Consider the following 21,107-nt stretch of genomic DNA (forward strand, 5'->3'; position numbering starts at 1 on the left):
GGCAGGCTTGGGGGAATGCGGAGCAAGCTGGGCAGCCGGGTGGCGGAGGCGGCGGAGATCGCGCTGGCCACCCGGAAGCATGTGACGGCCCTCGACGTGCTGACCGGGCTGCGCTGGCTGCGCGGCCGCGATGTGGACACCTGGCGGCAGGGACGGGCCGGCGACCTGGAACGGCTGGCGGCCGTGGACGCCTCCCGCATGGCGGAGGCGATCGCGCACCTTCGCGAGTGGGCGGTCAACGGCGGACTCGTCGCCAACGAGGCGGCCTACACCTCCGCGGGCCGGGACCGGCGGCCGCTGCGCTTCACGACCGCGGGCGGCGAAGAACTGGAGCGCTCGTTCCGCGTCCACTGGGTGTCGCCGGACATGAGCGAGGCGGCCCGCCGCCGCCTCGAGGAACGGCAGAACCGCGCCCCCGACCTCGTGGCCGTCGCGCCGGTCGAGTCGTGGACCTGCGCGGGCTGCGCGACCACGACGCGTGTGGACCCCACGCCGAGGACGGCGGAGCCGGCAGGGGATCGGACCGCGGACACGACCGGATTCATGATCACGGAAGCGGACCAGCCGTTCTGCCTGACCTGCGCGGACATGGATCACCTGTTCTTCCTCCCCGCGGGCGACGCCGCGCTCAGCCGCCGGGCCAAGAAGGGCAGCGGCCTGTCGGCCGTCGTCGTCCGGTACAACCGGCGGCGCAAGCGTTACGAGCGGCTCGGCATCCTCATCGAGGAGGCGGCGCTCGCGCTGGCCGAGGAGCAGTGCTTCGCCGACGAGGAGGTACGGCTCCGCCGCCGCGGGCGCGACCGGGAGCGTCGGGCGGGTGAGGACGTGACGTTCCAGGCGGCCATGGCCGAGGAGATCCGCCGCCTGTTCCCCGGGTGCCCGCCGGATCGCGCGGAGGCCGTCGCCCTCCATGCCGGGCAGCGCGGCAGCGGCCGGGTCGGCAGGACGGCGGCCGCCCGCGTCTTCGACGAGAACGCGATCACGCTCGCGGTGGTCGCGAGCGTGCGGCATCTGGACACCGACTACGACCGCCTGCTGATGTCCGGCGTCCCCCGGATGGAGGCCCGTGACCGGATCCGTGACCGCGTCGAGGAGGTCCTGGCCGGCTGGCGGAGCGCTCCACGACGTTAGACGCCGTCTCAGCGGACGCGGCCGACCATCCTCGCGTACATCCGACCGGGGCTCGGGACCGACGACTGGTCGAGGAAGCCCGGCAACATGGGCAGGTCGACCGCGAAGGGCTGCAACCGCTGATAGAGCGTGTAGGCGTCGGAAGGCCGGTCGTCCGGATGCTTCTCCAGCAGTTCGGCGATCAGCCGGTCCAGCTCCGGCGGCACACCGGTGACGCGCGGCGGGCGCTCCTTGACCTGCTTGTCGAACACGGCGTACTCCGTGGGCCCGGTGAACAGCTGCCTTCCGGTGAGCATCTCGTGCAGGACGCAGCCGAGCGCGTAGAGGTCGCTCTTCTGGTCGGCCACGCCGCGCTCGATCTGCTCGGGCGACATGTACGCCGGAGTGCCCAGGATCTGGCCGACCCGGGTGAACTGGGCGGAGTCGCCCTCGCGGAGGATCGCGAGCCCGAAGTCGAGCACTTTGACGCTGCCGTCCGGGCAGAGCATGAGATTCGTCGGCTTGAGGTCGCGGTGACAGATGGACAGCGCGTGCGCCGCGGTGAGCACCGCGCATGCCTGGGCCGCGATCGCCGCCGCCCAGGGGACGGGGAGCGGGCCGTGCTCGCTGACGAGGTCGGCGACCGTCACCCCCTCGATGAACTGCATGACCTGGAAGAGCCGCTGCTCGTAGGTCCCGAAGTCGTACAGCACCGGCGCACCGGGATGGTCGAGCCGGGCGAGGATCCGGGCCTCCCGGATGAAGCGGCGTTCCAGCTCGTCGTCGGGCCCGCCCGGCAGGCGGAGGAACTTGACCGCCACCCTCCGGTCGAGCCGCCGGTCGTGACCGCCGTAGACGGCTCCCATGCCGCCCTGACCCAGGGGCAGGTCGTCAAGCTCGTAACGGTCGCCGATGACCATGCACCCTCCAGTCGGCCTGTCCGGGGGCAAAGCTACACCTTTCAACTACCAGGTCGGAGATGACCCGCGGCGAGCCCCTCCACCCCCAGCCGCACGAGCGCCTCCCCCGCCGCGACCGCCTCCCGCAGACCGTCCTCCAGGGCGAGAAGCTGCCGGAAGGCCTGGCCGTACCGGCTCTGCTCGGCGAGGGGCAGGCGCGGCACCCGCGCCCGTCGTGCGTCGACGCGGCTGGACCCGAGGTGCGGCCGCCCGGCGGTGGCGAACCTGAGGAACCCGGCGAGGAACTCCGGATCGATGCGCGTGCGATCCACCCGGTAGAGCGTGAGCTGGGGGCCCAGCACGGCTCCTGCGCCGGCGATCACCCGTGCCGTGAGGGCGGAGCCCACCACGTCGCCGTCGGCGATAGTCACCAGGCCGTCCTCCGGAGCGGCCCAGCCCGTAGGCGGCCCGCCGCCCGCCAGGTCGTCGGCCGTGAGCACAGGGAAGGCGCCCTCCCCGGAGCCGTCCGGGTCGGCCGCCTTCAACGTCGAGTGCCGTACGGTCACCAGCCCGGCCCTGACCAGCTCGGCGAGTGTCGTAGGCGGCGAGTCCCACCCGGCCGGGGCGTCGCCGGGCACATCCAGATCGCCCAGACCCTCGGTCACCGCGGCGACGAGCGCCTCCGCGACGTCTCTGAAACGGCCGCGTGCCGAGGGGAAGCCGCTCGCGTCGCCTCGCGAGGACAGGTGCCGCGCGGGGCTGAGGTCGACCTCGTCGTCGAGCAGGTCGACGATCCCGACCGCACGGCTCTCGCCCGGCGGCTCGGCCCCGGCCAGGTAGGCGTCCCAGGCGGGCTCCACGAGCGACAGGTCGTCGCCCGCCATCGTCAGCAGGATGGTCGCGGGTTGCCGCTCGCCGGGTTCGGGACGGCGCAGCAGCCACAGGTCGGGGCCGCCTGCCGCCAGGGAGAAGACGGCGCGCACGGCGCCGGCGCGCAACATGTTGGCCCGGATGCGCCTGCCCGAGCGGCGGCTCGCGGCGGCCGCGGGCATCAGGACGGCCACCAGGCCGCCGGGCCGCACGTGGGCGAGGCAGTGCTGCACCCAGGCGAGCTCGGACTCACCGCGCGGCGGCATGCCGTACGTCCAGCGCGGATCGCCCACCAGGTCCTCGTGGCCCCACGCCCGCTCGTTGAACGGCGGATCGCAGACGACGGCGTCGGCGCCCCCCTCGGGGAAGCCGTCGTCCCTGAGGGAGTCCCCCGCGACGATCCGCGCACGCTCCCCGCGCAGCAGCAGCCGCAGCGTGGCGAGCAGCGCCACCGTCTCCCCCGCGTCCTGGCCCACAAGCTCTGTGACGCGCTGGGGCTCACGGGCCTCGTGAGTCTCCTGTGCGGCTTCGCCCGGTGCCATGGCGCCGGGGCCGGGCACCGTGGGATCCTGGCTCCGCGGCCGGGGTTCCTGGCCGGGCAGAGCGCGGTCCCCAGGCGCGACAGGCTCGTCCACCGGCTCACCGCCGGACGGCGTGGCGTCGCTCCGTCCCCGCCTCGCCCCCTTGACCGCGAGGAGAAGAGTGCCCATGCCGCAGGCCGGGTCGAGAACCGATCCCCCCTCGGAGCAGGCCAGCCGGGCCATCAGCTCCGCCACGTCCGCCCGTGTGACCGAGAGCCGGCGGCTGTGGGCCTCCACGTAGCGCTCGCAGAGGAGCTCGAAGGCCGTGGCGGGCCCATGCGCGGCGGCCAGTTCCGAGAGCGGGCCGATCAGCCCGGCGTCCAGGTGGCTCCGTCCTTCGGGTCCGATCGGCAGGTCGGGGGTCGCGGCGGCGACGGCGTCGGCCAGCCGTACGGGCAGGTCGGGACCCGCGGTGAGCCGCCGGAGGCCGTCGGGGTCCCGGAGCGTGTAGAGCAGGAACGCCCCCATGCGGCCGAGCAGGTCCCCCAGGTGCAGGTCGTCTGCCGACATCCTGAGCCGCTGCCATACCCTGTCGGCGACGGACATCTCGAATGTCTTGCCGTTACGCCTGAGCCAGGCCTCGACCTCCGGCAGGGAGAACAGCGGGCTGGAGGTCGTCCCCCCCACGGGCTCGGGGAAGTCGTCGTAGCGGCGGCGCCAGTTGCTCACCGCAGCCCGCCCGACGTCGGCCATCCGCGCGATGTCACCCGCGTTAACCGTCTCATCGAGGCTCATGCGGCCCAGAATATCTACGCTTGTGAAGTGATTCAACCAATGATTTACTCGAAACCATGACGCACAACCGCATTCGGTATGCCGCGGGATCGGACATCGGGCGGTCCCGGACGAAGAACGAGGACTCGGTGTACGCGAGCGAGCACCTGCTCGCCATCGCCGACGGCATGGGCGGGCACGGACACGGGGATGTCGCCAGCGCCGCGGCCATCGAGGCGCTGTCCGCGATCGACGGCGGCGCTCCACCCGAGGACCTCATCACCACGCTGGAGAGCGGCGTGCGGGAAGCGGCCCGCAGGCTCAGCGAACTGGCCGAGCACGATCCCACGCTGGAGCGGATGGGAACCACGATCACCGCGATGTTGTGGGACGGCGAGAGCCGGTTCGCGGTGGCGCACGTCGGCGACTCCCGGGCGTACATGTTGCGGGACGGCGGTCTCTACCAGATCACCCGTGACCACACCCTGGTGCAGTCTCTGGTCGACGACGGGCACATGAGCCCCGACCAGGCCGCCAAGCATCCGAACCGGTCGCTGCTGTTGCGGGCGCTGGAGACGAGCGGGCTTGCCGACCCCGACCTGTCCCTGCGCGACGCGCATCCGGGAGACCGCTACCTGCTCTGTTCGGACGGGCTGACCGCCGTGCTGGAGCCGGAGACGCTTCACCAGGTGCTGACCGCGATCGAGGAGCCCGCCGAGGCCGTCCGCCGCCTGATCGAGCTCGCCAACGAGGGGGGCGGGCCCGACAACATCACCTGCATCGTCGCCGACGTCGCCTTCGACAACCAGAACGGCGACGGCCCGCAGCCCACCGTGTGAGCGGCCCTGTGTGATCAGCACTGCATGATCAGCTCTGCGTGATCAGCTCCGCGTGATCAGCTCCGCGTGACGACCCGCGATGTACGGCCGGCCCCGGCGGCGGCCGTACGAGCGAGTGCACCCTTCGCCTGGCCCACCCGTGCAGTTTTGCCCCTATTTTGTCATTGATCCGTTACTTTCAGTAATCAATGCGGAATATCACCGCATTAAGGGATCTCGCCAATTCGGGGGCACGATCACCGGGCGAAGGGAGTACGCATGCTCGGCACCTGGGCGTCGGGGAGGAAGACCACGCGGTCCGGCTGGCTGGACTTCGCCTCCGTCCTGACCTTGCTGGTGGGCGTCTACAACGTGATCGAGGGCCTGACCGCGCTGATCCGGCCCGAGTACTTCCTGGTGACGACCGAGAAGATCCTGGTCTTCAACTTCACCGCATGGGGATGGATCATGCTGCTCCTCGGCCTCGTGCAGATCGCCGTGGGCCTGGGCATCGCCGTCGGCCGACCGTGGGCACGGATGGCCGGCATCGCCCTCGCGTTCCTCATCGCCATCGTGCACCTGGCCTTCCTCTCGGCCTATCCCGTGTGGTCCATCGTCTCCATCGCGATGTGCGTGCTCGTCATCTACGGCCTGATCGTGGCGCCGAGGAACGCCACGGCCTGAGACCTCGCGGATCCCGCAGGCCCGAGCTGCCCGCTCACGTGTTGCGGGCACGGAAGGCGGCGGTCTTGACGCGGTTCTGGCACGCGGTCGAGCAGAACCTGCGCGTCCCGTTGCGCGAGACGTCGACGTAGACCCGATCGCAGTGCGGCGCCGTACAGACCCCGAGCCGGTCGAACAGGTCACCGCCCAGCACGACGGCGAGCGCCGTCGCGCAACTCGCCGCCCAGTCGCCGGCGCGGGTGCCGCCGGTCCCGTGGAAGTGCAGGTGCCAGGGCTCACCGTCGTGCCGGTCGAGATGCGGGCGGGCGTCCGTCTCCTCCAGCAGTTCGTTGACCTGACGCGCGGCCTCGTCCGCGTCGCCACGCGCCACGGACTCGAAGACCACGCGCAGCGCCGCCGCGACGACGGTCAGTTCGGCCGCCTCCCCGGCGGTCACCTCGGGGTAATGCCGCCCGCCGCTCCGCAGGGCCTGCGTGGCGGCGGACGCCTGCTCCTCGCCGTCCGGCGCAGGGTGGGGCCTGCCGCGGGCCTCGCCGGCGGTCAGTGCGTTGACCAGCCCGACGGCGACCGCCACGACACCATCTGTGTGACTGTTGAAGTTCACTTGACCAGTTACCGACTCTCGCTCTATGTTGTGACTGCCAAAAGCATATAAGACAGTTACAAGGAGAACGGCATGCTGACCTTCGACGTGGCACGGGACTGGATCGACCGCTGGGACCGCCAGCAGGAGGGCTACCTCCCCGACCGCGAGGAGAGGTTCACCGCGCTGATCGACGCCGTCGAGGCGGGGACCGGCCGGCCCGACCCGTTGGTGATCGACCTCGGATGCGGTCCCGGCTCCCTGTCGGCCCGGTTGCTCCACCGCCTCCCGCAGGCCACCATCGTCGCCGTCGACACCGACCCGCTGCTGCTGTCGCTCGGCCGGGCCCGTTACGGCGACACCGCCGGGCTGCGCTTCGCCGACCTCGACCTGCGGACACCGGGATGGACGGCGGGCCTGGGACTCGACCGCCCCGCGGACGTCGCCGTGAGCACGACGGCGCTGCACTGGCTGCCCGAACATCACCTGCGCGCCGTCTACCGGGAACTCGCCGGTGTACTTCGGCCGGGCGGCCTGTTCCTCAACGGCGACCATCTCGGTGTCGACGACACGACGCCCGGCATCGGCCGACTCGAGATCGCGGTTCACCAGATGGAGGAGCGACGGCGCTTCGCCGAGGGACGCCCTGAGGACTGGCGGCAGTGGTGGGACGCGATCGCCGCCGACCCCGCGCTGGCGGACGCCAACGCCGCTCGAGACAGCCGGACCTCCGCCGCGAACCACAGCGGATCGGAGTCCGCCCACCTTTCCACCCATGTGGGCGCGCTGCGGGAGGCGGGTTTCGGCGAGATCGGCACGCTGTGGCAGCGCGGCAACGACCGTCTGCTGTGCGCGATCCGGTCGTGAGCGCCCGGCGCTGAGCCGGTTTGCCGCCCACCCCCCAGGGGAGACGGCACCTATGACTCCGGTGGTCCTCACGGTCAACGCCGGCTCCTCGAGCCTGCGACTCCATCTGATCCGAGACGGTCGGGTGCTCCGCGTCGCGCACAGCGAGCACAGTCCCGACCCCGCGAAGGCCGAGCGTACGATCGCGGACTTCCTCGGCCATGCGGGTGAGCAGGACGGCGGCCGGGTGACCGTGGGGCTCGTCGGGCACCGGCTCGTGCACGGCGGCGACGCCGTGCTCGCTCCGACGGTCGTCGACGACGGCGTGCTGAAGGCGGTGCGCAGGTTCGCCGACCTGGCGCCGCTGCACGTGCCGCCCGCGTTGGCGCTCGTGGAGGCGGCCCGGCGCGTGCTCCCATCGGTGCCACATGTGTTGTGCCCGGACACGGCCTTCCACGCGGGGCTGCCGGCAGAGGCCGCGACATATCCCCTCCCCTCCGAGTGGCGCCGGCGATACGGCCTGCGCAGGTTCGGCTTCCATGGGCTGTCCTACGCCAACGCCACCGGCCGGGCGGCCGAGTTGCTCGGCCGCCCTGCCGGCGAGTTGCAGATGGTCGCCGCCCATCTCGGCGGCGGGTCGTCGGTCTGCGCGGTGCGTGAAGGACGCAGCGTGGACACCTCCATGGGCTTCACTCCGCTGGAGGGCGTGCCGATGAGCACACGGTCGGGCAGCGTCGACCCGGGCATGCTGCTCTGGCTTCTCGCGGACTCGCGGCTGTCGCTCGACGAGCTCAGGGACGGCCTGGAGCACGGTTCCGGGCTGCTCGGGCTGTCGGACGGGCTCTCCGGCGACACCCGCGACCTGGTCGCCTCTCCGGAGCCGGCCGCCGCGCTGGCCCTTGCGGTGTTCGCCCACCGGGTCGGCCGGGAGATCGCGGCGGCCGCGACCAGCCTCGACCGGCTCGACGCGCTGGTCTTCACCGGCGAGATCGGCTGGGACCAGCCCGAGGTGCGGGAGGCCGTATGCCGCAGGCTCGGCCTGCTCGGCCTCGACCCGCCGGTCCGCGGGAACCTCGACGTCGACGGGTTCGTCAGCGCGCCGGGGGCACGGGTGCCCGTCGTGGTGGTCGAGACCCGCGAAGAATTGCAGGTCGCCCGTGAGGCCCTCGCCGCCGTCGGACACGCGCCCTGACGCGAGGCGCGCCCGTCGTGCCGGCTCGTAGAATCCGCAAATATGCGCCTCTACACCGTTGATTCGTTCACCGACCGGCCCTTCCGCGGCAATCCCGCCGGGGTATGTCTCCTTGACGCCCCGGCGCCGGACGAGTGGATGCAGGCCGTCGCCGCCGAGATGCGCCACTCCGAGACGGCCTTCGTCCTCGAGCAGGACGGCGGGCCGCGCTCTCTGCGCTGGTTCACGCCCACGGTCGAGGTCGCCCTCTGCGGGCACGCCACTCTCGCCACGGCGCACGTCCTGTACTCCCTCGGAGCCTCAGGACGGTTGGAGTTCTCCACCCTGAGCGGCGTCCTGACGACGGACCAGGCGGGAGACGGCCTCATCACGATGGACTTCCCGGCCTCCCGGCCCACGGAGGCGCAGGCTCCCGAGGGCCTGGTGGAGTCCCTCGGGGTGAAGCCCGTCTGGGTGGGGCGCAGCCGATTCGACTTCCTCGTGGAGGTCGAGAACGCCGATGTCGTACGGTCGCTGACGCCCGATCTCGACCTGCTGAGCACCGTCGAGACCCGGGGCGTCATGGTGACCGCTCCCGGGGACGACGGGGAGGCCGACTTCGTGTCCCGTTTCTTCGGCCCCCGGGCGGGCGTCCCCGAGGACCCGGTCACCGGATCCGCCCACTGCGTGCTCTCGCCGTACTGGTCGGAGAGGTTCGGCCGTGACACTCTCGTCGGCGCGCAACTCTCCGAGCGGGGCGGAATCGTGCGCACCACTCTGCGCGGAGACCGCGTCGAGTTGGCCGGCCGTGCCGTGACCATCTGGTCCGGCGACCTCACCGCCCTCCCGTCGTGATCATGCACAGGTTCGGCGGCAGCCCCTCTGGCCTGCACGAACATCGGGCGTGATCATGCACACATTCGGTGATCACGGCGCTGACCCGGGCATTCGCACTTCGTGATCATGCACGGGCCTTCCTGCTCAGGCCCGCCTCGATGTGGTTCACGGCCGTGATGGCGCCGTACGCCAGCAGGCGCACCAGATCGGCGTCGCCGTCCGGGGTGGCGGTCCGGGTGGCGGAGCGCCACGCGGCCACGTCCGCGTCGGCGATCCGGTACGGCGCGACCGCGGCGAGCAGGGCAAGCCGGGCGGCGGGACGATCGGCCTCCGGCAGGCAGGCCGTCTGATCGGACGGCCAGCCGCCCACCAGAGGCGGATGCGCGCCGTCCCACTCCTCTACCTGGGCCTCGACGACCCGGCGGGCCTCGGGACCGAGCAACTCCCCGCCACACCCTGCGGCGGCGCGCAGGGCGGCGAACGCGGCGGCTATCGCGGAGCCGCCCGGCGAGCCCGCCGTCCATGCGGGCGCCATGTCGATCGAAGAGCCCGAGCCATCCGGCGAGCCCGAGCCGGTCGAGGAGCCCGATCCGTCCGGATAGCCCTCGAGCAGCGGAAGGCTCCGGCCCGGCGTCCGCCGCCGCCGCGTCGTGCGGGCCACCGCACGCCCGCCGGCCCGGCGCACGAGCCGCCACCGCTGGACGCCGCCGGGGAGCAGGTCGTCGGTCAGGAGCGCCGACACCATGCGGTTGATGAAGTGGAAGGCCAGTGCGGTCCCGATGTGCTCGGCCGCGAGGGCGACGGGGAAGGGCGGCTCCGCGGAATCGGCCGCGCCGGCCTCGTGGGCTGTGCGGGTGGCCATGGCCCACGCGAGCAACCGCGCGTGCCGGGGGTCGGTGGGCGTGCCGCCGCGCGCGACCGTCTCCGCGAGTTCGTGGGCGCCGGTCGCGTGGAGCAGCACCGTGTGCGCGTCGACGCAGAAGGGACATCGGTTGGCCAGAGACACCGCGACGGCCACGACCTCCTTGTCCGTCCTGGAGGCGTCTCCGGCGACCAGCGACTCACGCAGCATGGCCCACGTGGCGGCCAGCAGATCGGGCGCGGGCGAAAGGGTCATGAACAGCGGCATGCGGGCGAGGCCGAAGTCCTCGGCCAACTGACGGTAGACGCCGGCGACCTGGCCGGTGGCCGCTCCCGTCGTGATCGGGGTGATGTATCGGAACGGCATGGACATGGCGGGCCTCCAGTGCCTGCGGGACGGTGCGATCGGCGCATACGTGCGGCGACGGTTCGCCGGCGGCGCAGTGGCCCTGGTGCCTCGCCATCGGCTCGCCGGCGTCCTCATCGATGCTGCTCGCCGGACTGCCGCGTGTCGTCGGGCGAGGGGAGGCCGTCGCCGTCACTCCCTCACGGTCCCCGGCGTGGGGGCGTACTCCACGGGAAGTAGCGCCGGATCGGTCCCGTGGGAGGAGGACCGCAGCCCCGGAGGCGGATTATGGTGCGTTCATGAACGGTGATCGCGGCTTACGTGCCCACGCGCCGGACCTCGCGCTCGCCGTCGCGGTCGGGGCTCTGCTGGCGATCGGTGGCGCGATCATTCCCTCGCAGGTGGTCGGGACTTCGGACCTGCTCGGGTACGCCGCCACCGTCGTGGGGGCCCTGGGTCTCGCCGTCTGCCGCCGCGCCCCTGTCGTGGCACTGGTCGTCACCTCCATCGGCATGCTGGTCTACCTTCTGCAGTGGGGCGCGACGACGTCCGCGGCCTTCCCCGTGCTGATCGCCGTCTTCATCGCCGTGCAGGCCGGCCACCGCGTGCCGGCGATCGTCACCAGTGCGGTCTTCCTGGGCGGCAGCCTGGCGATCGCCCTGTCGTCCACCACGGCGCCCGGGACGGCGCCGCCGGTCCTCCGCGACATCGCCGATCGCACGGGCCTGCTCCTCGGCTGGTTCGTGGCCGCCAACGTGGCGGGCGTGGTCACCCGGCACCGCCAGGCGTATCTGCAGCAGGTGGAGCAGCGGGCGATCGAGGCCGAGCGGACGCGCGAGGAGACCGCCCTGCGCCGGGCCGGAGAGGAGCGTCTGCGGATCGCCCGCGAGCTGCACGACTCGCTGACGCACAGCATCTCCATCATCAAGGTCCAGTCGGGCGTGGCCGTTCACCTCGCGCGCAAGCGCGGCGAGGAGGTGCCCGACGCCCTGGTCGCCATCCAGGAGGCGAGCGGCGAGGCGATGCGCGAGCTGCGGGCGACGCTCGAGGTGTTGCGCGTCCCCGGCGACGAGACGGCCGGGGGCGGGGTGGACCGGATCGCCGAACTGGCCGAGCGCGCGCGGTCGACCGGCGTGCCCACCGATCTCGAGATCAGCGGGACTCCTCGGGCGCTGCCCTCCGACGTCGACCGCGCGGTCTACCGCATCGTCCAGGAGTCACTCACCAACATCACCCGGCATGCGGGCCCCGCGACGGCCAGCATCCGGGTCCGCTACACCCCGGACGGCCTGGTCGTACAGGTCGACGACGACGGGCAGGCGAAGCCGGGGGCCGCCCCGACGCCCGGCTTCGGGCTCACCGGCATGCGCGAACGGGTCGCCGCGCTCGGCGGGAGGCTCCAGGCGGAGCCACGCGCAGGGGGTGGTTTCAGCGTCCGCGCGGAGATCCCGCTGCCCCCTCCACAACAGACCGACGCACAGACCGGCGCACAACAGGCCGGCGCTCACCTGGACCGCACGGGCACGCGGCTGGACGGAACGCGACAGAACGGCACGCGGCCTCACGCGCCGGTCGGCGAGGGAACGGCGTGAACCGCGCGATCCGCGTGCTCCTCGTCGACGACCAGGCGCTCATCCGCGCCGGGTTCCGCGCGCTGCTCGAGGCCGAGGACGACATCGAGGTGGTCGGCGAGGCCCGCGACGGCCAGCAGGGCGTGGCGCTGGCGGAACAGCACCTGCCGGACGTCGCCCTGGTCGACGTCCAGATGCCCGGGATGGACGGCATCGAGACCACCCGCCGGATCGCCGCCGACCCCCGCCTGGAAGGCGTGCGCGTGGTGATCCTCACCAACTTCGGCCTGGACGACTACGTCTTCCAGGCCCTGCGCGCGGGCGCGAGCGGGTTCCTCCTCAAGGACACCGAGCCGGCGGAGTTGCTGCGAGCCGTCCGGGTCGCCTCCCTCGGCGAGGCGCTCCTGTCGCCCGCCATCACCCGCAGGCTCATCAGCGAGTACGTCTCCCGCCCGCCGGACACCATCAGGCCGTCGGCCCTGGAGGTCCTCACCAACCGTGAGCGTGAGGTCGTCGCGCTGGTCGCGCGCGGGCTCACCAACGACGACATCGCCGGGCGCATGGTGATCAGCCCGTACACCGCCAAGACCCACGTCAGCAGGGCCATGACCAAGCTCGGGGCACGCGACCGGGCGCAGCTCGTCGTCTTCGCCTACGAGTCGGGCCTCATCGCCGCGCGGGACCCTCTCTGACGGGGTCCGCCAGCAGGTCCTCCAGGACGCGGGCGAGTGCGGCCACCCCGGCCAGGCAGTCGGCCCGCTCGGCATGCTCCTCCGGGGAGTGCGAGACACCCGTCGGGTTGCGCACGAACAACATGGCCGTAGGGATGGCGGAGGCGAGGATGCCCGCGTCGTGACCCGCGCCGGTGGGCAGGACGGGAGCCCCGCCGAGCAACCCCGCCAGACGGTCCCTGAGCGGGCCGTCGAAGTCCACCACCGGCGTGTACGACTCGCGGGTCACCTCCGCTCCCGACGCGCGGGTGATCTCCGCCACGAGCGCGTCGAGGACGCCGGGATCGGCGGCCCGGGAGTCCAGCCAGGCGGTGACCCGCGACGCGATGGCGTTGGTGCCGTTGGGCTCCACCGCGACCTTCCCGAAGGTGGCGAGCGCGCCGGCACGACGCGCCCGCTCCTGGGCGTCCAGTACGGCGGCGGCGAACGCCGGCATCGGGTCGCGGCGGTCCTCCATGCGCGTCGTGCCCGCGTGGTTCGCCTGGCCGCGGAAGTCGAACCGCCAGCGGCCGTGCGGCCAGATCGCGGAGGCGACCCCGATCGGGGCGTCGCCCAGATTCCTGCCCTGCTCGACATGGAGCTCCACGAAGGCGGCGATCCTCGACAGCCGTTCCTCGTCACGCCCGAGCGCCGAAGGGTCCCGCCCGGCCCTCTCCACGGCGGTCGCCAGGGTCACACCGCCGTCGTCCGTGAGGGCCCGGGCCCGGCCGGGATCGAGCACTCCGGTCATGAGCCGTGACCCGACGCAGGCGACGCCGAACCTGGCGCCCTCCTCGTCGCCGAAGTTGACGATCCCGAGCGGACGCGATCCGGTCGCGTCGTGCTCCCGCAGCAGGTCGAGCGCCGCGAAGGCCGACACCACCCCGAGGGGCCCGTCGAAGGCGCCCCCGTCCGGCACCGAGTCGAGGTGGGAGCCGGTGACGACGGCGCCGCCGGCGGCCGGGTCCCCCGACCAGGCCCACTGGTTGCCGTTGCCGTCGACCTCGTAGGCGAGCCCCCTGGTACGCGCCTGCTCCTCGAACCAGGCCCGGCACTCGGCGTCGGCGGCCGTCCACGCGTGGCGGCGGTAGCCGCCGCTCCCGCCGTGCCGCCCCACCGGGAGCAGCTCCGCCCACATGCGGCGGAAGCCGTCCTCGGCCTGTGCCGAGGCCTCCTCCGGATCGATCACTCGCCCTCGCTCATCGGGATCCGCACGCCGCGCTCCTGCGCGACCTCGGCCGCACGGTCGTAGCCGGCGTCGACGTGCCGGATGACGCCCATCCCCGGGTCGTTGGTCAGGACCCGCCGGATCTTCTCTCCGGCCAGAGCCGTGCCGTCGGCGACGGTGACCTGGCCCGCGTGGATCGATCGGCCGATCCCGACGCCGCCGCCGTGGTGGATGGACACCCATGACGCGCCGGACGCGACGTTGACCATCGCGTTGAGCAGCGGCCAGTCGGCGATCGCGTCGGAGCCGTCGAGCATGGCCTCGGTCTCCCGGTACGGCGAGGCCACGCTGCCGGCGTCGAGATGGTCGCGGCCGATCACGATCGGGGCCTGGAGCTCGCCCGAGGCGACCATGTCGTTGAACCGCTCACCGGCTCTGTCCCGCTCGCCGTACCCCAGCCAGCAGATCCGGGCGGGCAGCCCCTGGAACTTGACCCGCTCGCCCGCCATCCTGATCCAGCGGGCCAGCGGCTCGTTGTCGGGGAAGAGCTCGAGGATCGCCTTGTCGGTCTTCGCGATGTCCTCGGCCTCGCCCGACAGGGCCGCCCAGCGGAACGGGCCCTTGCCCTCGCAGAACAGCGGCCGGATGTAGGCGGGCACGAAACCGGGGAAGTCGAAGGCCCGGCCGTAGCCGGCGAGCTCCGCCTCGCCGCGGATGGAGTTGCCGTAGTCGAAGACCTCGGCGCCCGCGTCCTGAAAGCCCACCATGGCCGCCACGTGCCTGGCCATCGACGCGCGGGCCCTTTCCGTGAAGCCCTCGGGGTCCTTGGCCGCCTCGGCCGCCATGTCCTCGAACGCCATGCCGACCGGCAGGTAGCTCAGCGGGTCGTGCGCGGACGTCTGGTCGGTCACGACGTCGATCTCCGCGCTGCGGGCCAGCAGTTCCGGTACGGCCACCGCGGCGTTGGCCTCGACGCCGATCGACAACGGGCGGCGCAGGTCGCGTGCCTCATAGGCCAGGCGCAGGGCCTCGTCGAGGTTCGCGGCCTTGACGTCGAGGTAGCCGTGCTCGATGCGCCGGTCGATCGAGCGAGGATCACAGTCGACGCAGATCGCCACGCCGCCGTTCATCGTGACCGCGAGCGGCTGGGCGCCGCCCATGCCCCCGAGCCCGGCGGTGAGCGTGATCGTGCCGGCCAGCGATCCGCCGAACCTCTTGGCCGCGACGGCCGCGAACGTCTCGTAGGTGCCCTGAAGGATGCCCTGCGTGCCGATGTAGATCCACGATCCCGCGGTCATCTGGCCGTACATGGTCAGGCCGAGCTGCTCCAGCCGCCTGAACTCGGGCCAGGTCGCCCAGTCGCCGACCAGGTTGGAGTTCGCGAGGAGCACGCGGGGCGCCCACTCGTGCGTGGTCATCACCCCCACCGGACGGCCGGACTGCACGAGCAGCGTCTCGTCGGCCCGCAACGTGCCGAGGGTCCGGACGATCGCGTCGAACGACCGCCAGTCACGGGCCGCCCTGCCGGTCCCTCCGTAGACCACGAGCTTGTCGGGATGCTCGGCGACCTCCGGGTCGAGGTTGTTCATCAACATCCGCAGGGCGGCCTCCTGCTGCCATCCCTGAGTGTTCAGCGACGTGCCCCGCGGCGCCCTCACCGGGCGTGGACCGCTCTGCTCCATGTTCACGACCTCCTCGACGGCCATCGCGTGCGGCCGCCACGTTCATTCATATCCAAGACATCGACTGGAGCGCGAGAGCGGGTCAGGCCCCTTCGGCCAGCCACTCCTGCACCTGCTTGCGCGCGTGGTGCAACCGGGACTTCAGGGTGCCCAGCGGGATCTCGAGCCGCTCGACGATCTCGGAGTACTCCATCTCGCCGATGTCGCGGTAGACCAGCGGGGCCACCAGATGAGGGCTCTCGCGCTCGAGCCTCTCCAGGGCCTCCAGCAGGTCGAGGCGCGAGCCGGCGATCACGCTGGTGGTGCGCGGGTCGGGAAGGAGATTCTCCTCGGAGGTGATGTGCTCCTCCCCTGCCCGCCTCTTGAGCTCCCGGTACTTCTGACGTGAGCAGTTCGCGATCACGGTGTACAGCCAGGTGTTGAACTTGCTGCGCCCCTCGAAGGTGTGGATCTTTCTCGCCACCTGCAGCAGCACGTCCTGCGCGGCCTCCTCCGCGTCCTCCCGGTACGGCAGGAAGCGGCCGCAGCGCCGTACGACATCGGGCTGGATGCGCCGGAGCAGAAGATCAAGTGAGGCGGCGTCGCCTGCGGCCGCCTGCGCGGCGAGGGCGTCCGTCTCCGATGCGGGCGGCACGGGGGCGACTCCTTCTGTGGCTTCCTGTGGCTTCGTCCGAAGATTCAGCCGACTCGTCCGCCGCTCCTGCTGCCGGTTCGCCGAGGGGTTATGGGGTGGGTCGACGGGCGGCGCGTCGGGCGAGCGGAGAACCCGGGCATGATATACGGCATGCCCCCTCCCCCGCAGATAGGCCGCTACCGGCTAGAACGACGTCTGGGCTCCGGCGCGTTCGCCACCGTGTGGCTGGCCCACGACGATCTGCTGGAAGCACCCGTCGCGGTCAAGGTCATGGCGGAGAACTGGGCCTACCGCATGGACATCCGGGAGCGGTTCCTCTCCGAGGCCCGGCTGCTGCGCCGGGCCGCGTCCAGCAGCGTGGTGCAGGTCTTCGACATCGGCCAGCTTCCGGACGAGCGGCCGTATTTCGTGATGGAGCACGCCGACCGCGGCACGCTGGAAGACCGGCTGGCCGAGGGCCCGATGCCCCTGGTGGAGGCGCTGCGACTGGCGGCGGAGACCGCTCACGGGGTGGCCGCCCTCCATGAGGCGGGGATCGTGCACCGGGACATCAAACCGTCCAACGTGCTGATCAGGAGCGCGGCGGGTGGCCGCGAGCGGGTGCTGGTGGCCGATCTCGGGCTGGCCAAGAGCCTCGCGCAGGCCTCCGGTCTCACCATGGCCGCGGGATCGGCCGGCTACATGGCGCCCGAACAGGCCGAACCGACCGCGGGCATCGACGCGCGGGCCGACGTGTACGGCCTGGGAGCGCTCGTCTACCACCTGGTCACGGGAAGCGTTCCCGGATCCCCCGGGAAGGTCGTCCCCGCCGGCGACCTACGCCCTGACCTGCCGGAAGGCGTCCAGCAGACCATCCAGCGCGCCATGGAACCCGACAGGGAGCGGCGGTGGCCGACAGCGGCGAGCCTGGCGGCCGAGCTTGAGGCCCAGCTCAGCGGGCTGGTCGACGCACCGGCCGGAGAACCGGTCGGCGAGCCTGCCGACGTGCCCGCTCATGGACAGGGCGATGAGCAGGGCGGCGAGCCTGGCCGCACGCGGCTCCTCGATCCCCACGGTGAAACAGGCATCACGCGGCTGGGCGGAGGTCAGCACGTGGAGCCGGCCGTCACGGAGATCGGCCAGGAGGCGGCCCGGCGATACAACGGGCAGGGCGACGAGACGGCCGGCGAGTCAGGCGCGGGACAGGCCGACGAGACGGCCAACGATACGAGTGACGGGACGAGTGACGGGACGGGCGTGCGACCGGCGGGCCGACCAGCCGCGCCGCCACGACGCCGTGGCCGGCGGGCTCCGCTGGCCGCCGCGCTCGCCGCCGCCGTACTGGTGCTCGCCGGGGCGGGGGTCGCCACCTACCTGGCGTCCTCCGGTCCCCCCGCGGGTCTGATGGAAGTGAGCGACGCAACCGGGCGCATCAAGCTGAAGGTGCCCGCGGCATGGGGACGTCAGGTGGTCACCGCGGGCTGGAACCCGAAAAGCCTGGGGCTGGCCGACGCCCAGGAGCCCGGTCTCACCGTGGCTGACGATCTGGAAGACTGGCAGGACCTGAAGGCCCAGGTCAGCGGCGTGCTCGTGGGGCTCACCTCGCAGGCCGCCCTGGCCGGCCGGATGACGACGATCACCCACGACGACTGCCGGTACGACGGCGACCGGCCGTACGCGGACGGCGAGTGGAGAGGCCAGGTGCGGCGCTGGACCGACTGCGCGTCCGGCAGCCTCGAAGAGATCTACCTGACCGGAGCGGGCGAAGGCGCTCCCTGGATATACGTGCAGATCCGCCAGCACGGCGGCGCGGACGCGACCGACCAGATCATCGGCGACCTCGAGGTCAAAGGATGACGCGGCGATCCGCGAGAACTTTTCGCGCCCGGGACCCCATCTCACCGGGTGAAGAGAGTTCGCACATGATCCAGGAAATGAGTGAAGACGTGGCTGACCATCGGGAATCCGGCATCGAGCGGCGCGGGGAGTCGATGCTCCCGAGTGCGGGCGTGCCGCGAGCCCTGCTGTACACGCTGACCGCGGCCGCCTCCATCGCCGTCCTGGCCGGCTGCACGAGCGTCACCAACGCGTCCGGCGCCCAGAGCCCGCAGACACTCCCGGGGTCGGCTCAGCCCGCGGACGTGCCCACAGACGACGCACCCGCCGCACCTGAGACGCCCTCCGCACCCGAGGCGCCCTCCCCGCCGTCCGTCGACCCGGCCCAGAAGCCGAGCCCCCCGGCGAAACCGCCGGCGATTCCCGCCTGCGCCACGAGCCAGTTGAAGATCACCCAGAAGGCGCCGGATGTGGGGGCAGGTCAGCTGAACATGGTGCTGATCTTCACCAACGCGTCCAAGTCCGTCTGCACCCTCAGCGGCTATCCCGGCGTCTCGTACGTCGCGGAGGACGGTGTCCAGTCGGGCAACGCCGCCGAGCGCAGCGGAGGCTCCGCGACCACCGTGATGCTCAAGCCCGGCGCCGCGGCGGTCTCCAAGCTGCACGACAGCAACGGCGTCGGCGGATACGACCCGAAGCAGTGCGCGCTGTCCCCTGCCCAGGGGCTGCGGATCTATCCGCCGAACCAGAAGGCCGCGGTGTTCCTCCCCTGGAAGACCACGCACTGCGCCGGCAAGACCATCCACTCGCTGACCGTCGGGCCCGTCGGGAGCTGAAATCAGCTGGCCTCCGGAGACGGGAACCGGCACAGTGACGACGGTGTCGAAGATCGTGAGACTCCCCCGCTCCGTCGATGAGGCGGTCGCCGCCGAGCAGGCCGGCGAGAGATTGCGTTACGTGTTCTTCTGGGGTCACCAGCCCGCTCCGGACGGAAGCGCCGGAGCCGGGTGCCTCAGCCAGTGGTGGCCCGTGGAGTTCACCGAGGACGGCCACGTCTTCCGGTCGGCCGAGCACTACATGATGGCGCACAAGGCCTGGCTGTTCGGCGACGAGGAGACGGCGACCGCGATCCTCGCGGCGGACCATCCCGCCGAGGCCCAGAAGCTGGGCCGTAGAGTCCGCGGGTTCGACGACGCGACGTGGACCGCGCACCGGTTCGCGATCGTGACGCGAGGCAATGTCGCGAAGTTCGGGCAGCATCCCGAGCTTGGCGCGTTCCTGCTCGGCACACGCGCCAGAGTCCTGGTCGAGGCCAGCCCGCGCGACCGGATCTGGGGCATCGGGCTCGGCGCGGCCGACGAACTGGCGGCCTCTCCCGCCACCTGGCGGGGCCTGAACCTGCTCGGTTTCGCCCTCATGGACGCCAGAGACGCGCTCGAACCCTCGACCTGACGATCAGCGCTGGATCTCCTGTGCCTGCTCCACCATGACCGCGTAGGCGAGAGGATCCGCCTTTAGCACCGCCTGCCGCCACCAGGACTCCACGCACTCGTGGAGCGGAGTCAGATCCAGTTCGTCCGCCGCGCTCCGGAGGGCTTCGCGATACTCGCGGTCGAAGGCGTCCAGATCTTCCACGGGGAGGGCCGCACGAATGGCACGAGGACTGCGATCTTCTCGAAGCGACGCACGGATCTCGGCGGGCGTGCGCCCGCGGTGTGGCTCGTGAGGTTGTGCCGTCATGACCAGTTCCTCTCCCTCGACTAGAGGATACCGAGGCGGACGCTCCTGGTTCGTGGACGAACCCGGGCCGGTGGACAACTCTCCACCTCGCAGAACGCCCGGGTCAGCCGGGGAGGCGGATGAACGCCGGCGGGACATGGTCCACCAGCCACACCCCGTTGTCGCTGCGGTAGAAGACATGCCCGGCGGCGTGCATCGAGCCCGAGTCGACCGACAGGACGACGGGCCTGCCCCGGCGGGCGCCCACGCGGGTGGCGGTCTCCCGGTCGGGCGACAGGTGCACGTGGTGCCGGTTCATCGGGCGCAACCCGTCGGCTGTGATCGACGGCAGGACGGCGGCCACCGTGCCGTGGAAGAGATACGCGGGCGGCTCGATCGGCGGCAGGTCCAGGTCGACGGTCACCGAGTGCCCCTGGTTCGCGCGGATCCGGCCGTCCACGACCGAGTACCGCCGCTTGTCGTTGTTCGCAACCACCTCGGCGAGTTCGGACTCCGAGACCGGGAACCCGTGCGCGGCGACCGCCCGCAGCAGGTCGTCGACGTCCACCCAGCCGTGGGGATCGAGCGTGATGCCGATCCGGTCCGGCTGGTGCCGTAGGTGCTTGGAGAGATACTTCGAGACCTTCTTCAATCTTTGTTCGTCCATCAGCTCGCAGTGTGACGCACGCCTCGCGTGCCGCGCACCGGAATTATCCGGGCAACCGCCCTTCGTCTCAGGTCACGCGTTCTCCGCCGTCGCGGGCTCCTGCGGGTGCACGAGCAGCATGAACGTCCGGGCGTATGACAGGCCGTCCTGCTTCCTGGGCCAGTCCAGCCCGGCCAGGGCGAGCGACGCGCCTTCGTGGACGCCACCGTTGACTCGCACCTCCGCGATCTCGCGACCGGCGCTGCCGCCGAAGAACACCTTGACCCCGATCAGGGAGCCGCGATCCAGCGCGTCGTGCAAGGCGGGGGCGAGTCTGGGGAGCAGCGGATTGTCGATCAGCCACTGCTGTACGACGTCATGGCCCTCGCCCGCGCCCCATCCCGAGATCCCGCCGTGGATGGTGTGCCAGCCGGGGAACCCCTCCGGGTCGTCCGCGGGAAAGTGCGCGGCGAAGGAACCGTCGCGCCTGAGCAGTTCCAGCAGGGCGGCTCCCGTCGTGCCGAGCCACATCTCGATGGCCCGGTCCACCGCCTCCTCCACCGTGGATCCGAGCCCTGTCGTGCAGTCGGATATCAACGTCTCCACCGGACGGTCCAGGTTGAAGACGAAGTTCAGATCGAGGTGCCTGGCCGAACCCGTGTGATCCTCCCCGAGGAAGATCCCCAGCGTGCCCGGCCCCTTGATCATGCTTTCCCTGACGGCCCAGGGGTCGCCTGTCGCGGCCGACAGGCGTCGCGCCAGCTTGTCCAGCACGACCTCGTCGGGCAACCGCACGTCGTCCATTCCGGAGCCACCTTGCTTCTCGACCGGCTATTCACCCC

The 21,107-nt window shown here is 71.7% G+C and carries 21 protein-coding genes; 11 read left to right on the top strand and 10 right to left on the bottom strand.

The features are described from left to right. Positions 1-15: 15 nt before the first annotated feature. Positions 16-1,131 carry a DUF2293 domain-containing protein gene (locus Pmi06nite_RS22220; protein ID WP_203954996.1) on the top strand — a complete coding sequence of 372 codons (1,116 nt, stop codon included), beginning with the start codon at positions 16-18 and terminating at the stop codon, positions 1,129-1,131. An 8-nt stretch (positions 1,132-1,139) separates the two neighbouring features. On the opposite strand, the gene Pmi06nite_RS22225 is transcribed toward Pmi06nite_RS22220, so the two are convergent. Both Pmi06nite_RS22225 and Pmi06nite_RS22230 read right to left on the bottom strand, forming a co-directional pair. After that, positions 1,140-2,030 carry a serine/threonine-protein kinase gene (locus Pmi06nite_RS22225; RefSeq protein WP_203954997.1) on the bottom strand — a complete coding sequence of 297 codons (891 nt, stop codon included), beginning with the start codon at positions 2,028-2,030 and terminating at the stop codon, positions 1,140-1,142. Positions 2,031-2,071: 41 nt separating this feature from the next. Further along, entirely contained in the window at positions 2,072-4,195 is a 2,124-nt protein-coding gene (locus Pmi06nite_RS22230) for an N-6 DNA methylase (protein ID WP_239114108.1), read from the bottom strand. Between the two features lie 56 nt (positions 4,196-4,251). Between Pmi06nite_RS22230 and Pmi06nite_RS22235 the strand changes: the two genes are divergently transcribed. Both Pmi06nite_RS22235 and Pmi06nite_RS22240 read left to right on the top strand, forming a co-directional pair. Next, positions 4,252-5,013 carry a PP2C family protein-serine/threonine phosphatase gene (locus tag Pmi06nite_RS22235; RefSeq protein WP_203954998.1) on the top strand — a complete coding sequence of 254 codons (762 nt, stop codon included), beginning with the start codon at positions 4,252-4,254 and terminating at the stop codon, positions 5,011-5,013. 258 nt (positions 5,014-5,271) lie between these two features. Beyond that, complete coding sequence (locus tag Pmi06nite_RS22240) at positions 5,272-5,676, top strand: DUF7144 family membrane protein (RefSeq protein ID WP_203954999.1); 405 nt, start codon at positions 5,272-5,274, stop codon at positions 5,674-5,676. A gap of 34 nt (positions 5,677-5,710) precedes the next feature. On the opposite strand, the gene Pmi06nite_RS22245 is transcribed toward Pmi06nite_RS22240, so the two are convergent. Further along, positions 5,711-6,250: a CGNR zinc finger domain-containing protein gene (locus Pmi06nite_RS22245; RefSeq protein ID WP_308442523.1), complete on the bottom strand. Its 540-nt coding sequence runs from the start codon at positions 6,248-6,250 to the stop codon at positions 5,711-5,713. Positions 6,251-6,352: 102 nt separating this feature from the next. Here Pmi06nite_RS22245 and Pmi06nite_RS22250 point away from each other — a divergent pair, with 102 nt between their 5' ends. The 3 genes from Pmi06nite_RS22250 to Pmi06nite_RS22260 are packed head-to-tail and all read left to right on the top strand — an operon-like array spanning position 6,353 to position 9,131. After that, the gene (locus tag Pmi06nite_RS22250) at positions 6,353-7,126 is read left to right on the top strand and encodes a class I SAM-dependent methyltransferase (RefSeq protein WP_203955001.1); all 774 of its coding nucleotides are present in this window, start codon (positions 6,353-6,355) and stop codon (positions 7,124-7,126) included. A gap of 52 nt (positions 7,127-7,178) precedes the next feature. Beyond that, a complete protein-coding gene (locus Pmi06nite_RS22255; protein WP_203955002.1) occupies positions 7,179-8,297 on the top strand; it encodes an acetate/propionate family kinase in 1,119 nt (372 codons plus the stop codon). A 42-nt stretch (positions 8,298-8,339) separates the two neighbouring features. Beyond that, positions 8,340-9,131, top strand: coding sequence for a PhzF family phenazine biosynthesis protein (locus tag Pmi06nite_RS22260; protein ID WP_203955003.1), 792 nt, complete (start codon positions 8,340-8,342; stop codon positions 9,129-9,131). Positions 9,132-9,237: 106 nt separating this feature from the next. Here Pmi06nite_RS22260 and Pmi06nite_RS22265 read toward each other — a convergent pair whose 3' ends face one another. Continuing rightward, positions 9,238-10,347, bottom strand: a complete 1,110-nt coding sequence (locus Pmi06nite_RS22265) for a carboxymuconolactone decarboxylase family protein (protein WP_203955004.1) — start codon at positions 10,345-10,347, stop codon at positions 9,238-9,240. Positions 10,348-10,619: 272 nt separating this feature from the next. Here Pmi06nite_RS22265 and Pmi06nite_RS22270 point away from each other — a divergent pair, with 272 nt between their 5' ends. Both Pmi06nite_RS22270 and Pmi06nite_RS22275 read left to right on the top strand, forming a co-directional pair. Continuing rightward, positions 10,620-11,912, top strand: coding sequence for a sensor histidine kinase (locus Pmi06nite_RS22270; protein WP_203955005.1), 1,293 nt, complete (start codon positions 10,620-10,622; stop codon positions 11,910-11,912). After that, entirely contained in the window at positions 11,909-12,583 is a 675-nt protein-coding gene (locus tag Pmi06nite_RS22275) for a response regulator (protein ID WP_239114109.1), read from the top strand. Before Pmi06nite_RS22270 ends, Pmi06nite_RS22275 begins: the two co-directional genes overlap by 4 nt. Here Pmi06nite_RS22275 and Pmi06nite_RS22280 read toward each other — a convergent pair. From Pmi06nite_RS22280 to Pmi06nite_RS22290, 3 genes are read right to left on the bottom strand one after another with little or no spacing between them, the layout of a single operon-like run. Continuing rightward, positions 12,558-13,739 (bottom strand): allantoate amidohydrolase, encoded by a 1,182-nt coding sequence (locus Pmi06nite_RS22280; protein ID WP_203955055.1) that lies wholly within the window; start codon positions 13,737-13,739, stop codon positions 12,558-12,560. The genes Pmi06nite_RS22275 and Pmi06nite_RS22280 overlap by 26 nt on opposite strands. Before the next feature lie 47 nt (positions 13,740-13,786). After that, the gene (gene hutU / locus Pmi06nite_RS22285; RefSeq protein ID WP_239114110.1) at positions 13,787-15,475 is read right to left on the bottom strand and encodes a urocanate hydratase; all 1,689 of its coding nucleotides are present in this window, start codon (positions 15,473-15,475) and stop codon (positions 13,787-13,789) included. Positions 15,476-15,533: 58 nt separating this feature from the next. Beyond that, complete coding sequence (locus tag Pmi06nite_RS22290; RefSeq protein WP_203955006.1) at positions 15,534-16,085, bottom strand: RNA polymerase sigma factor; 552 nt, start codon at positions 16,083-16,085, stop codon at positions 15,534-15,536. A gap of 150 nt (positions 16,086-16,235) precedes the next feature. On the opposite strand from Pmi06nite_RS22290, the gene Pmi06nite_RS22295 reads away from it, so the two are divergent. The 3 genes from Pmi06nite_RS22295 (at position 16,236) to ybiA (ending at position 19,352) form a co-directional block, all read left to right on the top strand. After that, the gene (locus tag Pmi06nite_RS22295; RefSeq protein ID WP_203955007.1) at positions 16,236-17,921 is read left to right on the top strand and encodes a serine/threonine-protein kinase; all 1,686 of its coding nucleotides are present in this window, start codon (positions 16,236-16,238) and stop codon (positions 17,919-17,921) included. A 77-nt stretch (positions 17,922-17,998) separates the two neighbouring features. After that, on the top strand, positions 17,999-18,736 hold the full coding sequence (locus Pmi06nite_RS22300) for a DUF4232 domain-containing protein (RefSeq protein ID WP_203955008.1): 738 nt from the start codon (positions 17,999-18,001) through the stop codon (positions 18,734-18,736). A 52-nt stretch (positions 18,737-18,788) separates the two neighbouring features. After that, positions 18,789-19,352, top strand: coding sequence for a riboflavin biosynthesis intermediates N-glycosidase (gene ybiA / locus Pmi06nite_RS22305; RefSeq protein WP_239114116.1), 564 nt, complete (start codon positions 18,789-18,791; stop codon positions 19,350-19,352). A 3-nt stretch (positions 19,353-19,355) separates the two neighbouring features. On the opposite strand, the gene Pmi06nite_RS42870 is transcribed toward ybiA, so the two are convergent. The 3 genes from Pmi06nite_RS42870 to Pmi06nite_RS22320 form a co-directional block, all read right to left on the bottom strand. Then, positions 19,356-19,820 (bottom strand): DUF6247 family protein, encoded by a 465-nt coding sequence (locus tag Pmi06nite_RS42870; protein ID WP_308442524.1) that lies wholly within the window; start codon positions 19,818-19,820, stop codon positions 19,356-19,358. After that, entirely contained in the window at positions 19,744-20,286 is a 543-nt protein-coding gene (locus tag Pmi06nite_RS22315; protein ID WP_203955010.1) for an RNA 2'-phosphotransferase, read from the bottom strand. The genes Pmi06nite_RS42870 and Pmi06nite_RS22315 overlap by 77 nt, the downstream gene beginning before the upstream one ends. A gap of 72 nt (positions 20,287-20,358) precedes the next feature. After that, positions 20,359-21,069, bottom strand: coding sequence for a DUF6348 family protein (locus Pmi06nite_RS22320; RefSeq protein ID WP_203955011.1), 711 nt, complete (start codon positions 21,067-21,069; stop codon positions 20,359-20,361). Positions 21,070-21,107: the final 38 nt, after the last annotated feature.

It is taken from the genome of Planotetraspora mira (assembly GCF_016863275.1).
GTDB classification, from domain to species: Bacteria; Actinomycetota; Actinomycetes; order Streptosporangiales; family Streptosporangiaceae; genus Planotetraspora; species Planotetraspora mira.

What these genes read in the sequence shown, in the direction of transcription:
- Pmi06nite_RS22230 (WP_239114108.1), bottom strand. Translation starts at nt 4,195, where the DNA reads ATGAGCCTCGATGAGACGGTTAACGCGGGTGACATCGCGCGGATGGCC.
- Pmi06nite_RS42870 (WP_308442524.1), bottom strand. Translation starts at nt 19,820, where the DNA reads ATGTCTTCTACCGCAGCGACAACGGGGTGTGGCTGGTGGACCATGTCC.
- Pmi06nite_RS22235 (WP_203954998.1), top strand. Translation starts at nt 4,252, where the DNA reads ATGACGCACAACCGCATTCGGTATGCCGCGGGATCGGACATCGGGCGG.
- Pmi06nite_RS22300 (WP_203955008.1), top strand. Translation starts at nt 17,999, where the DNA reads ATGAGTGAAGACGTGGCTGACCATCGGGAATCCGGCATCGAGCGGCGC.
- Pmi06nite_RS22265 (WP_203955004.1), bottom strand. Translation starts at nt 10,347, where the DNA reads ATGTCCATGCCGTTCCGATACATCACCCCGATCACGACGGGAGCGGCC.
- Pmi06nite_RS22220 (WP_203954996.1), top strand. Translation starts at nt 16, where the DNA reads ATGCGGAGCAAGCTGGGCAGCCGGGTGGCGGAGGCGGCGGAGATCGCG.
- Pmi06nite_RS22295 (WP_203955007.1), top strand. Translation starts at nt 16,236, where the DNA reads ATGCCCCCTCCCCCGCAGATAGGCCGCTACCGGCTAGAACGACGTCTG.
- Pmi06nite_RS22225 (WP_203954997.1), bottom strand. Translation starts at nt 2,030, where the DNA reads ATGGTCATCGGCGACCGTTACGAGCTTGACGACCTGCCCCTGGGTCAG.
- hutU (WP_239114110.1), bottom strand. Translation starts at nt 15,475, where the DNA reads ATGGCCGTCGAGGAGGTCGTGAACATGGAGCAGAGCGGTCCACGCCCG.
- Pmi06nite_RS22315 (WP_203955010.1), bottom strand. Translation starts at nt 20,286, where the DNA reads ATGGACGAACAAAGATTGAAGAAGGTCTCGAAGTATCTCTCCAAGCAC.
- Pmi06nite_RS22260 (WP_203955003.1), top strand. Translation starts at nt 8,340, where the DNA reads ATGCGCCTCTACACCGTTGATTCGTTCACCGACCGGCCCTTCCGCGGC.
- Pmi06nite_RS22280 (WP_203955055.1), bottom strand. Translation starts at nt 13,739, where the DNA reads ATGTGGGCGGAGCTGCTCCCGGTGGGGCGGCACGGCGGGAGCGGCGGC.
- Pmi06nite_RS22250 (WP_203955001.1), top strand. Translation starts at nt 6,353, where the DNA reads ATGCTGACCTTCGACGTGGCACGGGACTGGATCGACCGCTGGGACCGC.
- Pmi06nite_RS22240 (WP_203954999.1), top strand. Translation starts at nt 5,272, where the DNA reads ATGCTCGGCACCTGGGCGTCGGGGAGGAAGACCACGCGGTCCGGCTGG.
- Pmi06nite_RS22320 (WP_203955011.1), bottom strand. Translation starts at nt 21,069, where the DNA reads ATGGACGACGTGCGGTTGCCCGACGAGGTCGTGCTGGACAAGCTGGCG.
- Pmi06nite_RS22270 (WP_203955005.1), top strand. Translation starts at nt 10,620, where the DNA reads ATGAACGGTGATCGCGGCTTACGTGCCCACGCGCCGGACCTCGCGCTC.
- Pmi06nite_RS22255 (WP_203955002.1), top strand. Translation starts at nt 7,179, where the DNA reads ATGACTCCGGTGGTCCTCACGGTCAACGCCGGCTCCTCGAGCCTGCGA.